14 protein-coding genes are annotated in these 15,522 nt (G+C 28.9%); 13 read left to right on the plus strand and 1 reads right to left on the minus strand.

What is annotated here, in order from left to right; all coding sequences use genetic code 11:
• Positions 1 to 32 precede the first annotated feature (32 nt).
• The 13 genes from KQI42_RS08660 (at position 33) to KQI42_RS08720 (ending at position 14,073) form a co-directional block, all read left to right on the plus strand.
• Positions 33 to 461 carry a GAF domain-containing protein gene (locus KQI42_RS08660; RefSeq protein ID WP_216518861.1) on the plus strand — a complete coding sequence of 143 codons (429 nt, stop codon included), beginning with the start codon at positions 33 to 35 and terminating at the stop codon, positions 459 to 461.
• 26 nt (positions 462 to 487) lie between these two features.
• Positions 488 to 2,116, plus strand: a complete 1,629-nt coding sequence (locus KQI42_RS08665; RefSeq protein ID WP_216518863.1) for a thiamine pyrophosphate-binding protein — start codon at positions 488 to 490, stop codon at positions 2,114 to 2,116.
• An 11-nt stretch (positions 2,117 to 2,127) separates the two neighbouring features.
• A complete protein-coding gene (locus KQI42_RS08670; RefSeq protein ID WP_216518865.1) occupies positions 2,128 to 2,514 on the plus strand; it encodes a hypothetical protein in 387 nt (128 codons plus the stop codon).
• Between the two features lie 146 nt (positions 2,515 to 2,660).
• Complete coding sequence (locus KQI42_RS08675; protein ID WP_216518867.1) at positions 2,661 to 3,977, plus strand: methyl-accepting chemotaxis protein; 1,317 nt, start codon at positions 2,661 to 2,663, stop codon at positions 3,975 to 3,977.
• A 346-nt stretch (positions 3,978 to 4,323) separates the two neighbouring features.
• Positions 4,324 to 4,557, plus strand: a complete 234-nt coding sequence (gene tlp / locus KQI42_RS08680) for a small acid-soluble spore protein Tlp (RefSeq protein WP_216518869.1) — start codon at positions 4,324 to 4,326, stop codon at positions 4,555 to 4,557.
• A gap of 502 nt (positions 4,558 to 5,059) precedes the next feature.
• Positions 5,060 to 5,620, plus strand: coding sequence for a sigma-70 family RNA polymerase sigma factor (locus KQI42_RS08685; RefSeq protein ID WP_216518872.1), 561 nt, complete (start codon positions 5,060 to 5,062; stop codon positions 5,618 to 5,620).
• Between the two features lie 2 nt (positions 5,621 to 5,622).
• A complete protein-coding gene (locus tag KQI42_RS08690; protein WP_216518873.1) occupies positions 5,623 to 6,594 on the plus strand; it encodes a DUF4367 domain-containing protein in 972 nt (323 codons plus the stop codon).
• 430 nt (positions 6,595 to 7,024) lie between these two features.
• Positions 7,025 to 7,723, plus strand: coding sequence for a response regulator transcription factor (locus KQI42_RS08695; protein WP_281420379.1), 699 nt, complete (start codon positions 7,025 to 7,027; stop codon positions 7,721 to 7,723).
• A 1-nt stretch (position 7,724) separates the two neighbouring features.
• On the plus strand, positions 7,725 to 8,660 hold the full coding sequence (locus tag KQI42_RS08700) for a sensor histidine kinase (RefSeq protein ID WP_216518875.1): 936 nt from the start codon (positions 7,725 to 7,727) through the stop codon (positions 8,658 to 8,660).
• Positions 8,661 to 8,846: 186 nt separating this feature from the next.
• Positions 8,847 to 9,770 (plus strand): ABC transporter ATP-binding protein, encoded by a 924-nt coding sequence (locus KQI42_RS08705; RefSeq protein ID WP_216518877.1) that lies wholly within the window; start codon positions 8,847 to 8,849, stop codon positions 9,768 to 9,770.
• The gene (locus KQI42_RS08710; protein WP_216518879.1) at positions 9,763 to 10,458 is read left to right on the plus strand and encodes an ABC transporter permease; all 696 of its coding nucleotides are present in this window, start codon (positions 9,763 to 9,765) and stop codon (positions 10,456 to 10,458) included. Before KQI42_RS08705 ends, KQI42_RS08710 begins: the two co-directional genes overlap by 8 nt.
• A 444-nt stretch (positions 10,459 to 10,902) precedes the next feature.
• A complete protein-coding gene (locus KQI42_RS08715) occupies positions 10,903 to 12,636 on the plus strand; it encodes a sigma-54 interaction domain-containing protein (protein ID WP_216518881.1) in 1,734 nt (577 codons plus the stop codon).
• Between the two features lie 246 nt (positions 12,637 to 12,882).
• Positions 12,883 to 14,073: an amino acid racemase gene (locus KQI42_RS08720; protein ID WP_216518883.1), complete on the plus strand. Its 1,191-nt coding sequence runs from the start codon at positions 12,883 to 12,885 to the stop codon at positions 14,071 to 14,073.
• A gap of 71 nt (positions 14,074 to 14,144) precedes the next feature.
• Here KQI42_RS08720 and KQI42_RS08725 read toward each other — a convergent pair whose 3' ends face one another.
• Entirely contained in the window at positions 14,145 to 14,624 is a 480-nt protein-coding gene (locus KQI42_RS08725; RefSeq protein ID WP_216518885.1) for a YbaK/EbsC family protein, read from the minus strand.
• Positions 14,625 to 15,522: the final 898 nt, after the last annotated feature.

Consider the following 15,522-nt stretch of genomic DNA (forward strand, 5'->3'; position numbering starts at 1 on the left):
GATTATGGCACATAAGAAAGGAAGGGAAGAAAATGCAAGAAAAGTTTCTAGTTGAATTATTTGAAAAAATACATGATACTACTGGAATTGAAGATATAGGATATCATGAAATAAGGGATGGTAGACTTAAGCCTATTTATAAGACCAAAACTAATGTACTATCTGCAGAACAGTGGAAAGATATTCATGCCCAAAATGTAATCTATATAGATGAGCATGAAATACTTATGAAGATTGCAGAGGAAAAGAAACCTATTGCCATTTCTGACGTTAAGAGTGACAAACTTTCCTCAAAAGCATTCTTTCTATTTGGCATAGATAGTATTTTGGTAGTTCCTGTTATGGAAGATGAAATTTTAAAAGGGATTGTATGTATAGCATCTATAGGACAACCCCATGAGTTTACTTTTGAAGAAATAGAAAAATGTGAGGCTTTGATCCAAGATTATATGAATAGATAAAATATAAATTAAGGAGGGAGCATGATATGAAAGTTGCTAATGCAATTATGAAATACTTAGAGAAAAATAATGTAGAATATATTTTTGGTATGTCTGCAGGTACTGTTAGTGCTATCTATGATGGGGTTAATGATGTAAATATTAAACCTATTATTACTAAGAATGAAGCAGGGGCGGCTTATATGGCTGCAAAATATGCTAGTATCTCCAAAAAGATAGGTGTATGTATTGCTGCAGGCGGGGTTGGAACTAATAATATGGTAAATGGTATAGCAGATGCCATGAGATCTAAGGCTCCTGTTCTATTTATTACAGGATATGTTCATAGATGGCAAATCGGCAAAGGTGCTATTCAAGAATTAAATACAGAAGAAATATTAAAACCTATCACTAAATATAGTAAAACTGTACTTGATGAGAAAAGCGTCTTATCTACTCTAAAAGAGGCTATGGAGATTGCCTTAACTCCACCTATGGGTCCTGTTCATATATCTATACCTATTGATATACAGATTTCTGAGCTTGTAGAATTAATTCCTGAGCAAGTAGCAATACCAGAGAAGATTATATTTGATGATGGAGCTATAGAAAAAGCCATAGAAGTAATAAACGAAGAAAAACATGGAATTATCATGGTCGGGAAAGGCTGCAGAGGATTATCAGAACAAGTGATGGCTTTAAGTGAACAGCTACAATGGCCTATAATCACAACACCAGAAGGAAAGGGAATTATACCTACGGATTTTTACTTAAATTTAGGAAATTATGGGTTCTCCGGAACAGATGCTTCTACAGCTTATGTAGAAACTAGTCCTGCTACTTGTGTTCTAGTATTAGGTTCTAGCTTAGGCGAATCAGCTACTCGTAACTACAATCCAGTGCTGGTAAAGGATAAGAAGGTTATACATGTGGATTGGGATAAGAAAGAATTAGGAAAAGTTTTTAAGACCGATGTAGAAGTTTACCATGATTTAAAAGATGTTATTCCAGCATTAGTAAAAGGTGTAAAAGCAAAAGACGGGTTATTTCAAAAGTCCTTAGTAAATGAATCCTATGTCCAAAATCATACTGGTCTATCTATTAGATTAGTTTTAGAGAGAATTACAGAAATTCTCCCTAAAAATACTTATTATATTTCTGATATTGGAGAATACATGAACTTCCTGTTCAAATATCTTCCAATGCCTTCGGAGGGAGATTTTGATATTAGTTTAAATTATGGAGCTATGGGCTCTGGAGTAGCAGGTGTTGTAGGTGCACATTTAGCTGAACCGAATAGACCAATGGCTATATTTACTGGAGACGGTTCATTCTTTATGAACGGAATGGAAATTTTAACAGCTAAGGAATATAAGATGCCTATTATTTATATTGTAATTAACAATGCTATGTTAGGATATGTGGAGCATGGACATAAATTCTTGTATGGAAGAGCTGTAGAAGGATTCAGACAGCAAAGAATTTCTATTAGTAGTATGATGAACGCTATAGGTATAAAGTCTATAGAGATTTCTACTTTAGAGGAGTTAGTCAGTGTAGGTGAATTTATAAAAGACTTAGAAGGTCCGTGTGTAATTGAATTAATTACTGACGGGAGTGAACCAGCTCCTGTAGCAGATAGATTTAAAGCTTTAGAAGGAACTAAGAAAAATTAGGAGGAGATAATATGATAATTCAAGATGCAAAAGGTATGTATGAAGTTAAGGTAGACACTAAAAGAAGAATAGTATATGAGTACGTTACAGGATTATGGCAGGCAGAAGACTATAAGAGACTGCACAATGAATATGTTACAAAAATTGGACCTCTTCTTGGTGGCAAACCTTGGGCTAAATTAAGTGAGTTGAAAAGCTATAAGACTTCAAACATCACAGATGAAATCAATAAACACGTTTCTTGGTCTGCAAAAAATGGTTTAGAGAAGGCAGCTATTGTAGTAGAAAGTAGTATTATTAAGATGCAGATGAAAAAAAGCGGTTCAGGCGTTATGGAACCAGAGATTTTTACTGATGAAAAGTCTGCTGACGATTGGCTTAAAAGTCAAGGCTTCTAAAAGAAGTCTATTTTCAAAGAAACTGAACTTACGCAAATATAGTGCTGGGTTCAGTTTCTTAACATATTATTAAGAATAGGAAAAAGACCTTAAACTTTGGAGACGATTCTAGAATATGGTAAATTTAAAAGAAGGAGAGAAGAACTATGAAAGGAGAATTAAGTAAGTTTAAAAACTTAACGAAAAAAGGCAACAAGTCCAATTTGAGTATTTTAGGAAAATTTATTATAGCATTTTTCGGAGCCTCCGTACTGGCAGGAATAATTGCCTTATTTCTACACAACACTATAGGAAAGATGTTGAATACTCCCAGTTTTTTAGAAGGAATATTATCGGTGATTATAGAAATAGTAATAAGTATGATATTTTTGGTAATTTGTATAAAGAAAATATTCTTGAATCCTTTAAATGAACTTAGGTCTTGTATGGCAGAGTTATCTAAAGGAAATTTAAACGTAAAGGTAGAAGTAAAAACTACTGATGAAATTGGGAAATTTATGGAAGATTTTAATCAAATGGTAGAGAATATGAAAGAACCCTTTAAGGAGATTCAAGATCCATTAGATATGTTAGTGAAAATGTCTAGTGGATTAAGTAGCATTTCAGAACAAACCAATATAGCTACTCATGAAATAGCAAAAACTATGGAAGAAATAGCAAGTAATGCCACAGAGCAAGCAGGTAATGCAGAAATATGCGTTTCTGCTATGGGAGAGTTAGCTAGCATGATGGAAAGTATTACCGAGAAAACGGCGATAATGAATGAATTTGCTCAAAAAGCTAGTGAATACAGTAAAACTGGACATGGGATAGTAGATTTATTGACAAATAAATCAGAAGAAAACAAAGAAGTAACGGCAGAAGTAAATCAGACAGTTCAAAATGTAGATAATAGTATTAAGCATATAGGTACAATTACGGAAGTAATTAAAGGTATAGCAAGTCAAATTAATCTACTAGCTTTAAATGCAGCTATTGAATCAGCAAGAGCTGGAGAAGCAGGAAGAGGATTTGCTGTAGTTGCTGAAGAAGTAAGAAAATTAGCAGAGCAGTCTTCTGAAGCTGTTAATGAGATTGAAGGATTGATATTAAATATTCAACAAGAGTCTAATATAGCTGTTAATGCAATGGAGCAAGTAATATATACGGTACAGGAGCAAGATAAGGCTGTTCATGAAACAGAAAAAGTATTTGATGATATTACCTATTCTATTGATACTTTAATTGAAAAGGTTGTAGAAGTGAAAGATCATAATGAAGAAATGGTTAATATGAAAAATATTGTAATAGAAGCTATAGAAGGTGTTTCAGCTATTTCCCAAGAAACAGCGGCAGCTACAGAACAAGTTTCAGCTAATAATGAAGAAAATTTAGCAGCAATAGAAGAAATTTCATCTCATTCAGAAAGTTTAAATGATGTTGTTAATACCCTTAATATATCTGTAAGTAATTTTAATATTTAATGAACAAATTTAGTTATGAGATAATAAATTGGTCAAATAGTTAGGATATATTTTAATAATATATTATTAAGATATTAAAAAAGCTTTTTAACATCTATCATTTAGGTAGATGTTATTTTGTGTCTAAAAAATTTATTATGATTTATGAAAAAAGTGGCTGTATTAAGATAATTTTAACATAGTCACTTTTTAAATATATTTGCAGTAAAAATGAGTAAAGAAAAGGAAAAGAATAATAAGTCAATTTATAGACATAATAAAATAGAAGATATGTATTTATAAGGAACTACACATTTCTCATTTATTGACAAATATAGATTATATTAAAATAAGGGGATGTGAAACTATGAAAAACAAACCAAAACCAGATGACAGAAGAGATAATGTAGATAAAATCCAATATAATATTGATCAAACCATTAAGAATTATAGACTTGCTGAAGAGATGATTTCAGAAACAGACGATGAAAAAATGAAGAAAGCATTAGAAGAAAAAAATGAGAGAAGAGAAGAATCACTTAATTCCATGAGAAAAGAAATTAAAGACGAAGCAACAGATAAACAGAATGAATATAAGTAATAAAAATAAATCCTTGCCTCCTACTCTATTTTAGGAGGCAGGGATTTATTTTTATTAAATATAGAGTACAATCACTTATCATAATTTCTCATAAAGCTATATGAGCTGATATTTTTTTTATAAGGTGTCAGCTTAATTTTTAAAATAATAGAAATCTTCTATATAAATCTTATCAAGGAGATTACCTATTTTTGACGTTGATGATATTATATCGTATGCTTTAGTTAAGGTACATTCTAATAAGCCATATCTTATTGTATTTATTCTACAATAAGATATGGCTTTTCTAAATATGCATTTTTTAAGCTCAGCTCAATTTATGTGAAATATATTTTGGAAAGATTATCTTAATTTTTCCTTGTTAAATAGTTTTTGAGAAATTTTTAAAATATTATGTAATGAAATCAAAACATTTTCGTATTAACATATGAGAAAGGAGGTATAGATGTCTCTGAGTATACTTAGCTAAGTAAAGATGTTAGGAGAAGGAGGTTTTAAAAAGGTGCAGCAACTTACTTTGGTTGATACTTTAAATGAAAAGGAAACTAGAGAAGATTTATGTAAAGAAGTAGATTTTACTTATATTTTTGAAACTTACTATAAAAGGGTCTATAACTATATATATTATCGAGTCAACTGCCACTATACAGCAGGAGATTTGACTAGTCAAGTTTTTGAAAAATCCATGCTTAAAATAAATACGTATTCTGAAAGCAAATCACCCTTTGAAGTGTGGTTGTTTGCCATAGCGAAAAATGTAGTAAACGACTATTTCAGAAGTCTAAAAAAAACACAGATTTTTTCTCTGGATGCAATTAAGGAATTAGTGTCAAAGAAAAAAACTCCAGAAGACATAGTAGAAACATCGGAAACTAATGATGAACTCCTAAGGGCATTAAAAATTCTAGATACAAGAGAGAGAAATATAATAGCACTTAAATTTGGTGCAGATTTAAGAAATAGAGAAATAGCAGAAATATTAGATCTTACTGAAAGTAATATTGGGGTAATCCTCTATCGAACAATGAAAAAACTGAAAAAAGAATTAGAAAGAGAGGAATAAATATGGGCAGAAAAGGTATTGAAGATAGATTTGCTATAGAGATGGACGCTTATTTAAAGGGAATAAAAAGCTCAAACAAATTAGAATCAGAAGAATGCAATGAACTTTTAGAACTAGGTAAGGCTTTATCTGATAAAGATTTTAGTGAAAGTAGCAATAAAGAAGAAGTATTTAATAAAACTTTAAAAAATATTAGTAAATATAAAGGAGAGGATATAATGAAAAAATCAAAGGGAACTAAACATCCTATTACTAAAGTAGCATCCTTTGCATTGGTATGTATATTAGGTTTTTCTTTAATGCAAGCATCCTTTGCACAGGATGTAATAAACAAAATAGTAAGGACTATATCTCTTGGGCATATAACAATCTATGAAGAAGAGTCTTCAGAAATAGAATCATATCCTGTTCCAAGTAAGCTTAAAGGGAAAGTTTTCGATAAAGATGGAAATCCAATAGAAGTATTTTCGAAAGATAATGCTGGGAATATATATACAGCTGACGGTGAAAAAATTGCTGATTTAGATTTTTTAACTGGTGAAATAACAACTGTAGCTCAATGGGAAAAAGAAAAAGAAGAATATACTTTAGTAGTTGAAAATATTAGTGAACTAAATGATTATACTTGTTTTAATGTTATACTTCCTAGCTATTTACCAGAAGGCTATGAATTTGATAGAGCAGAATTTTTTAAAGATGAAAATGGTATTGTAGAGAATACTAAATATATTGTTTTATACTTTACTAATGAAAAAACAGGGAAATATATTTATATGCAACAAAGATTTGCTGATGAAGAAACTGCATATGAAACGGGAGCAGATAAGGTTGAAGAAATAAAAATTAATGGCGTAGATGCTATAATGTATGATGAGAGAAATATTGACTGGGAAGCTAATGGTGTGATTTACATGTTAAATGGCAGAGAAATTACCAAAAATGAATTAATAAAGATTGCAGAATCTATTAAATAGTTTAAAAAACTAGATAGGATATTATAAAACTAAAATGACTTAATGCCTTGCATTAAGTCATTTTAGTTTAGAAACCATTTGCTTAGGGTATATAGAATGAGTTAGAACGAAGAAGCCATCTTGCTATGAAATGGTAATAGTTATTATCTGACGGATTCCCCGCACGGATCACACGAGCTATCCGATATCAGTTTATTTTTCCTTCTGTTCAAAGTGAAGGGGAAGATGTAAGTTATACTAATGGTATAATTAATGAAGTTAATCTTTCATTTTTCAACAGGTATGTCAGGGGTGATAAAGTCTGTTTTTCTAGATAATATATCAAAGCATTATCCTGAAATAGGGATTGTAAAGTACTGAATATTATATAAAAAATTGGAATTTTAATATTCTATTATTTTAGCTATTTATAAAATGAGGTGTATTTTTAATGAAAAGTAGAATTCTGCTTATTGAAGATGATATAAGTATTAGCGAAATGATCACAGATTATCTAACTAGAGAAGGATTTATTGTAGTACCTGCTTTTAACGGCGAAGAAGGAATATGTAAATTTTTAAAGGATTCTTTTGACTTGATAATACTTGATATAATGATGCCAAAACTTGATGGAATGGAAGTTATGAGAATAGTTAGGGAAAAAAGTTTAATACCGATCTTGATTATATCTGCTAAAGATAGCGATGTTGATAAAGTTATAGGACTAGGTTTGGGGGCTGATGACTATATTTCTAAGCCATTTTCAATGATTGAAATTTTGGCTAGGATTAAGGCAGCTATAAGACGTGCTACTACTTACTCTAATGATAATAAAAAAGAAGAAACAAATGTTATAAAAATTCATGATCTTATTATTAATTCAAATAATTTTTCAGTAATTAAAAATGGTAAAAGCATACAGCTTACAGCAAAAGAATTTGATATATTAAAGCTATTTGTTACAAATCCTAATAAGGTCTTTACTAAAGCACAAATTTATAATTTCGTTTGGAAAGATGATTATTTTGGCGATGAGAATGTAATTAATGTCCATATAAGTAGGTTAAGAGAAAAGATAGAAGATATTCCATCTCAGCCTAAATATATTAAGACTCTATGGGGCATAGGATATAGATTAGGAGATATTTAATATGATTAATTTTTTGCTGATGATAATCATTGCTTTAATAATAATCATTTATTTTCAATATAAATCTCAAAAACGTAGAAGTAGAGACTTAAAATACACCTATGAAAAGCTAAATAAAATTATAAAAAATGATACTTCTAAAAGACTTTTGCTTTTTACTGAAGATAAAGAACTTATATCTTTTTTAATAGAGATAAATAATTTGCTAGATTATAATCAAAAAATATTGTCAGAGCACATAAGAACAGAAACATCAATGAAAAAGATGCTTTCGAATATCTCTCATGATTTAAAGACTCCCCTTACAGTTATATTAGGATATATTGAAACTATAAGACTTCATAGTAATATGGACAGTGATGAAAGGGATAAGTTACTTTTAAAGGTACAAAATAAAACGATAGAAGTATTAGAACTTATTAATAAATTTTTTGACTTGGCGAAGCTGGAGTCGGGAGACCAAGATATTCAAACAACAAGAATTAATATAAATGAAGTTTGCAGAAAAAACATTTTAGCTTTTTACGATATATTAACTTCTAAAGGGCTTGAGGTTAATATTGATATTCCTCAAAGGAGTATTTATGTCTTAGGAAATGAAGAATCCATTAATAGGATATTGAACAATTTGATTTCAAATGCTATCAACTATGGAAATGGAGGAAATATTATAGGTTTAACCTTGAGAGAAGATGAAGAATTTGCTTATATAGACATTTGGGATAAAGGCAAGGGATTCAATGAATTAGATAAGGATAGGGTCTTTGAAAGAATGTACACTCTTGAGGATTCAAGAAATAAATCTTACCAAGGCAGTGGTCTTGGTCTTACCATAACTAAAAGACTTGTTGAAAGATTAGGTGGAGAAATTTTTCTTTATAGCAAACCCTATGAAAAAACAGTGTTTTCTTTTAAATTGAAGAGAATTACTTATTAATAAAATGAAGTAAAATTAAATGAAAATCTATACTTAATAGAAAGGAGAGCAAGATGCTGACATAAAGAAAGTATCTTGTTTTTTTATAAGAAAAAAACTTAATAATTTTGTAAGATTTGAGAAATAAAAAAGATACTTTTAATATTTATAATTAAAATATAGCTTACAATTATGAGGAGGGGAAAAATGACACATATATTAAAGACATATAATTTAACGAAAGCATTTAATGGTAAAGAAGTCATATTAAATATAAATATGAGTGTAAAAAAAGGAGAAATTTATGGATTCTTAGGACCTAATGGAGCGGGTAAAACAACGGTAATGAGAATGATAACAAATCTTCTTAAGCCTACTAGTGGTGAAATTGAAATTTTGGGTGAAAAACTAACGGATAGGTCTTATGAAGTACTAAAGAGAATGGGAACAATTATTGAATATCCAGTATTTTATGATAAACTTACTGCTAGAGAAAACTTAGAACTTCATTGTGAATATATGGGATACTATGATAAAAAGGCTATAGACAATGCATTAAAGCTTGTTGATTTAAAAGGTATTGATAACAAGCCAGTTAAAGAGTTTTCTTTAGGAATGAAACAAAGACTCGGTATAGCAAGGGCGATAACAACAAAACCAGAGTTTTTAATGCTCGATGAGCCTATTAATGGACTAGATCCAATAGGGATTAAAGAGTTTAGGAGCCTATTTAAAATGTTGAGTAAAGAATATGGGATGACAGTGTTAATTTCTACTCATATTTTAGGAGAAATTGAACAAATTGCAGATACAATAGGAGTTATAAATAATGGAAGATTACTAGATGAAGTTCCTATGGATACTATAAGAGGAAAGAATACAGATTATATAGAAGTAGTGACAATGAATTGTAAAAAAGCAGTCTATGTTTTGGAGGATCATCTTAACATTTCAAACTTTAGAGTTATAGAGAATAATATTATAAGGATATATGAAGATAATATTTCCCAATCTCATATATCTAAAACATTAATATTAAACGATGTTCTGATCGAGTCTATAAGTAGGAAGAGTAGTTCTCTTGAAGATTATTTCATGAATTTACTAAATGGAGGTGTTATAGATGCTTAAGCTAATAAGGTTAGAAATGAAAAAATCTAAAATAAGACGATATATAAAGAGTGCCGCTTTCTGTAATTTAGGCATATTGTTTTTTATGATTGTATTTGTTTTTATAGATAAAATGGAGGGGGCTAGTATATTTGCTGATTACGATGAAGCTTTTTTAGCAGTTGATGTTCTTGTAAGGGTAACTTTTACAATATTTGCAGCCGTGCTTATGTCTGGATTAATAATTAATGAATATAAAAATAATACAATTTCTATACTATTTACTTATCCTATAAGTAGAAAAAAATTAATCATATCAAAGTTACTAATTGTTGTAATATTTACATTTGTATTTATTATTATATCTAATATATTTGTAAATAGTGCCTTATTAACATTAAATATTATTAATAACTTTATCCCAGGTAATTTAAGTATGACTATTATTAAGGAAAATTCTATAAAGATAGTTATGAATGCTTTATCTTCTTCATGTATAAGTTTAATACCTTTATACTTTGGTATGAGAAAAAAATCAGCTTCAACTACAATAGTATCCTCTATATTAATAGCACTTATTATTAATGGAAATAATTATGGTTTTTCTTTAAATTCTATTGTTGCAATACCAATAACTCTTGCTGCTATAGGAGTATCTATTGCTTATCTATCTATAAAAGATATTGAAAGTAAGGATATAATTAGCTAGTAGAATCAGCAAATTTAAACAATTAAACAATACTACTTAGATTTAGGTCTAAGTAGTATTTTGCTTCTAAAAAAGTCTCTCCTATACCTGTTACGGAAAATCCTATAATAATAAATCAGGACTCTTTATAGTATCCTTAGAAACAGCTATAATTAAGTAAAGCCAACTATGGGATTTTATATAAACTAGTGTTAGTATATTAGTATAGTATAAAGATCCAAATTGATAAATAATGTATAGGGATATAGCAAAAAGTTATAATCTTTTACTTATTCATATAATACATAGAAATTTAGAATAAAATTATAATTCAGACTATGACCAATAAAAATACTATTAAATATAGATCTATTTTTTATTTTAGAAAAATTAATGATCGTGTAAATACAAATATAAACTAGAAAATAAAAATAAATACAATGGAAGAATTGGGAGGTAATGCCAATGGAACAGCTATTCTCGCTTCTTCAAGATGAATTGAATCATTTCGTCCAAGTAATATCTCAAGTGTTAAAGGTAGATGTACAAATTATAGATTCCCAGTATAAACGTGTTGCAGGAACGGGATATTGGCAAGATAAAATAGATGAAAGTATAAGAGACCATGCCTATATTACTAAGAGGGTTTTTGAAACTGGAAAAAATGCAATAATTCATAATCCCAAAGAAAATTTAATCTGCAATAACTGTAATAAAAAGGATAATTGTATGGAAACAATGGAAATTTCGATCCCTATAAAATTTGGTGAAAGAATTATTGGTACTATAGAATGTGTATGTACCAATAAAGAACAAAAGGAATATATAGTAAACAATGAAAATACCTATATAGTATTTATTGAACAAATGGCAAAGCTATTGGAATCAAGGGTAATTGAAGAGATAGAGAAAAGAAAAAAGTTAAAAGTCTTAGATCTATTAGATAATGTTTTAAATAAAATCAATGAAGGTGTTGTAATAATAGATAGTGATTGTAACATTGTGAATTTTAATAACTATGCTAAAAATATCTTAAAAATCGATACTAATTTAAATAGAAATATAAATATTGAGTCAACAGGAAATATGGTATTGAAACTACAAGAATACAAAATCAAATATAATGGCAATACATTTACTGTAGTTGGAGAAAGATATGATGTTAACTATGGTAATCAAGAGATTAATGAAGTTATTGTTTTTACGTCTAGAGAAACTTTGAAGGAACAATTTTTAGAGCTATCAGGTTCTAAACATGATATTGGATTAGATAAGATTATTGGCAACTCAAAAGTCGTAAAAGAATTAAAGAGAAAAATTAGCACTGTTGCTTCGTCAGAATCCACTATATTAATAACGGGTGAGAGCGGAACAGGAAAAGAATTAGTGGCTAGAGCTCTTCATAATGAAAGCAATCGTGCAGACAAACCTTTTGTCGCAGTTAATTGTGCGGCTATACCCGATTCACTATTAGAAAGTGAACTCTTTGGTTATAGTAAAGGAGCATTTACAGGAGCCAATCCAAAAGGTAAAATTGGAAAAATAGAGTTGGCAGATGAGGGGACATTATTTCTAGATGAAATTGGTGATATGCCTTTATATATGCAAGCTAAAGTTCTTAGGGTACTGGAAGACAAAAGTATAGTAAAGCTTGGAGATCTGGAAGAAAAATTGCTTAATATTAGAATTGTAGCGGCTACAAATAAAAATTTGGAAGAAATGATTAAAGAAAATACATTTAGAGAGGATCTTTATTACCGATTAAATGTTATTCCAATAAATATTAGACCATTAAGGGAGAGAAAAGAAGATATTAAAATCTTATTCTCTCATTTCTTAAAAAAATATGGTAACATTTTTAATAAGGAAGTTAGGGCAATTGATAAGGATATTTGGACATATTTATATGCTTATGATTGGTCAGGTAATATACGTGAATTAGAAAATACTGCAGAATACAGTGTGAATATGCTAAAAAACGATGAAATCATTTCTATTGAACATCTACCTAGTAAAATATTGGCTAGCAGGAAACCCAATATAGAAATAAAGATTACTTTAGATGATGTAGAAAGACAATTGATTGAAGAATATTTAAATACTTATGGTTCAAGCCTAGAAGGCAAGAAGAAAGCGGCAGAAAAATTAGGTATTAGTATAGCTACTTTATATAGAAAGATTAAAAAATATAATATCTAAAATGAAAGAGTTCTCACAAATGATAAGTTTCTCAAAAATGATAAATTAATGATTACAGGTAAAATCATTTCTATATAGTGTTTTAATAAATAATAATTCTCAAAATGATAAAATCTTAAAAATTGAAATACTGCTAGATTTTCTCTAAGATAGCATAAAATGAGCATTTATATTGATTTTATATGTTGGCATAATAGTTGCATATTAAGATTATATAATTAATCTTATAAATGAAGGAGAGATAGTATGGCAGTAAAAAGAATATTATTATTGGGTGATGAAGATTTATATAAAGTATCTGAAGAAGTGAAGTATGAAGAACTTAAAGATGTTAAACATATCGTTGAAGATTTAAATGATACTTTAATGGATTTTAGAGAAAAATATGGATATGGAAGAGCAATAGCGGCTCCTCAAATTGAGTATTTTAAACGTATTATTCACATGGACTTCAATGGTCGCCAAACTACCTTTATTAATCCAAAATTGGAGTTTTTAGATGATGAAATAATAGAGGTATGGGACGATTGTATGTGTTTTCCTAATTTATTCGTAAAGGTAAAAAGATATAATAAATGTAAAATACATTATAAGGACTTGGATTGGAAGGATTTTGTAATGGAAGCAAAAGGTGATCTTGCTGAATTGATTCAACATGAATATGATCATTTAGACGGAGTATTGGCTGTTTCAAAGGCAATAGATGATCATTCCTTTAGAATTAAACCGAATGAAGCTAAATCACCAAAAAAAATCGGAATATTAGGCGGTATCAGTCATGAATCAACCATTAAATATTATGAGCTTATATTAAAGAAATATTATGAACTTAAAGGAGATTATTATTATCCAGAAATAATTATATATAGTTTAGATTTTCAGAAGTTTACTGATTTTGAGGATAATGGAGACAAAGAAGGCTATATTGAGTATATAATGGAAGGGATACATTCTCTAGAAAGAAGCGGAGTAGATTTTATTATTATGTCTGCAAACTCACCGCATTCAGTATATGATGAAGTAAAAATCCTTACTGAATTGCCTATGCTTAGTATTGTAGAGGCTGTCGGGGAAAGAGCAAAAGAAAAAGGATTAAAAAGGGTTCTGCTATTAGGTATAAAGTATACAATGGAAAGTGGTTTTTATGAAAACTATCTAAAACAGTTAGGAATAGATGTTATCGTTCCATCTAGAGATGAAAGGATATTAATCAATGATATTATTTTTGATGAATTAACCATAGGAATATTTCATAATAGTAGTAAAGAAAAACTTATTAATATTATTAAGAAGTATGATGTAGACGGTGTAATATTAGGTTGTACAGAATTACCATTAATTATTAATGAAGATGACCTTGAATTAGAGGTCTTGAATACAGTAGAACTTCATGTAAATAAGACATTGATGTATTCTCTTGGGATGGAATCCAAATAGGTAAATATGGTAGTAGAGTAATTTATAGAATCAAAGCCACAAAATATATAAGGGTATTTTGTGGCTTTGAATTATTTAACGCAGATAATATCTCCTTGAGTTATCTCTGTTAAAATCTTTGGAGTCAATTTAAAAATAGCATGGGGTGTTCCAGCAGCGGCCCATATTTCTTCATATTGCATTAAGTCTTCATCAATTAAAGTAGTAATAGCAGTTTTATGTCCAATAGGAGGAATGCCTCCTATGGCAAAGCCTGTATGTTCAAGTACAAAATCTGCATCTGCTTTTTCAAGCTTTTCTCCTATATGTTCTTTAACTGCTTTTTCATTTACTCTGTTTGTACCGCTTGCTACAATTAATATAGGTTTTTGAGAAATTTTCCCTTTAAAGATTAAGGATTTAGCTATTTGACTTACACTACATCCTATAGCATCCGCTGCTTCTTGTGCAGTACGAGCAGAATCAGATAGTTCAATTATATTAAGTTCAAATCCCAATTCTTTAAGTGCTGTTTGAACCTTTCCAGCACTTTTACTTAAATTAGATGACATAATTTTTTCCTCCTTTTATGTCCATATCATAGTTTATTATAGAAATTGTTAAGAAATAAAATAATTACCCTAATTAACTTAACAGTTTAATGTAGCGGAACTCTTTTTGTGCTATGTTAAGTTATTTGAATTTTAATTAAATTTATATCATTTTATTTGGAAAAATTCAAGACAAGCTTATAAATTAAATTGATATGGATTCTTCTCAGGTTTAATAAAACATATTAATCAAAAATATATATTCAATGTCCATTATTAGATAATGTGAAGTTTGGATACCAATTATTAAAAAATAGTTATTAGAATATGTTTACACTAAGCACTTTATAATATATAATATCATTAATTTAAAGTTAAGAAGGAGGGAAGTAAGTTATGACACCATCTAATTGCTAATATTAATTTTATTAATAAATTAATATTTATTCCAAAGGAGTTTAATTTTACTTAACTTAGGTTAGGTATACTTGTTGTGCTCTTTTATGGAATTGCAATTTAGAGATTAACTTACTTCATTAAAACTAATTATTGTAATTAAATAAGAATTTTCATAGATTCAATATAATACTTTGATTCTTTAGAGTATTGATTTTCCTTGTGTCTAATCTTGATTTTTTAAAATTATAATAATTATATTTATGCATTTTAGACTATAAGAAGTATGTATCTTCTTATAGTCTTTTTTATTATATGAAATAGAAAGTATAAATTTTTAATAAAGTTATATCTAGGCAGTCCATAGAGGGCATATCAAACAAAAATATAAGGATGGGAGGTAAGCAGATGACCCCTGTTATTAAGGTAATGGATACAAATCGATAAACGGAAGGAGTATAAGTTTATGATTAATACATTACCAAAACTAAGAAAACAAAAAAATTATTTCTATATTCCTTAC

This window comes from Tissierella simiarum (assembly GCF_018917865.1).
GTDB classification, from domain to species: domain Bacteria; phylum Bacillota; class Clostridia; order Tissierellales; family Tissierellaceae; genus Tissierella_C; species Tissierella_C simiarum.

Excerpts from the sequence above, each read along its gene's own strand:
- KQI42_RS08695 (WP_281420379.1), top strand. The coding sequence starts at position 7,025 with ATGAAAAGTAGAATTCTGCTTATTGAAGATGATATAAGTATTAGCGAA.
- KQI42_RS08720 (WP_216518883.1), top strand. The coding sequence starts at position 12,883 with ATGGCAGTAAAAAGAATATTATTATTGGGTGATGAAGATTTATATAAA.
- KQI42_RS08665 (WP_216518863.1), top strand. The coding sequence starts at position 488 with ATGAAAGTTGCTAATGCAATTATGAAATACTTAGAGAAAAATAATGTA.
- KQI42_RS08675 (WP_216518867.1), top strand. The coding sequence starts at position 2,661 with ATGAAAGGAGAATTAAGTAAGTTTAAAAACTTAACGAAAAAAGGCAAC.
- KQI42_RS08710 (WP_216518879.1), top strand. The coding sequence starts at position 9,763 with ATGCTTAAGCTAATAAGGTTAGAAATGAAAAAATCTAAAATAAGACGA.
- KQI42_RS08660 (WP_216518861.1), top strand. The coding sequence starts at position 33 with ATGCAAGAAAAGTTTCTAGTTGAATTATTTGAAAAAATACATGATACT.
- KQI42_RS08670 (WP_216518865.1), top strand. The coding sequence starts at position 2,128 with ATGATAATTCAAGATGCAAAAGGTATGTATGAAGTTAAGGTAGACACT.
- KQI42_RS08715 (WP_216518881.1), top strand. The coding sequence starts at position 10,903 with ATGGAACAGCTATTCTCGCTTCTTCAAGATGAATTGAATCATTTCGTC.
- KQI42_RS08690 (WP_216518873.1), top strand. The coding sequence starts at position 5,623 with ATGGGCAGAAAAGGTATTGAAGATAGATTTGCTATAGAGATGGACGCT.
- KQI42_RS08700 (WP_216518875.1), top strand. The coding sequence starts at position 7,725 with ATGATTAATTTTTTGCTGATGATAATCATTGCTTTAATAATAATCATT.
- tlp (WP_216518869.1), top strand. The coding sequence starts at position 4,324 with ATGAAAAACAAACCAAAACCAGATGACAGAAGAGATAATGTAGATAAA.
- KQI42_RS08725 (WP_216518885.1), bottom strand. The coding sequence starts at position 14,624 with ATGTCATCTAATTTAAGTAAAAGTGCTGGAAAGGTTCAAACAGCACTT.
- KQI42_RS08705 (WP_216518877.1), top strand. The coding sequence starts at position 8,847 with ATGACACATATATTAAAGACATATAATTTAACGAAAGCATTTAATGGT.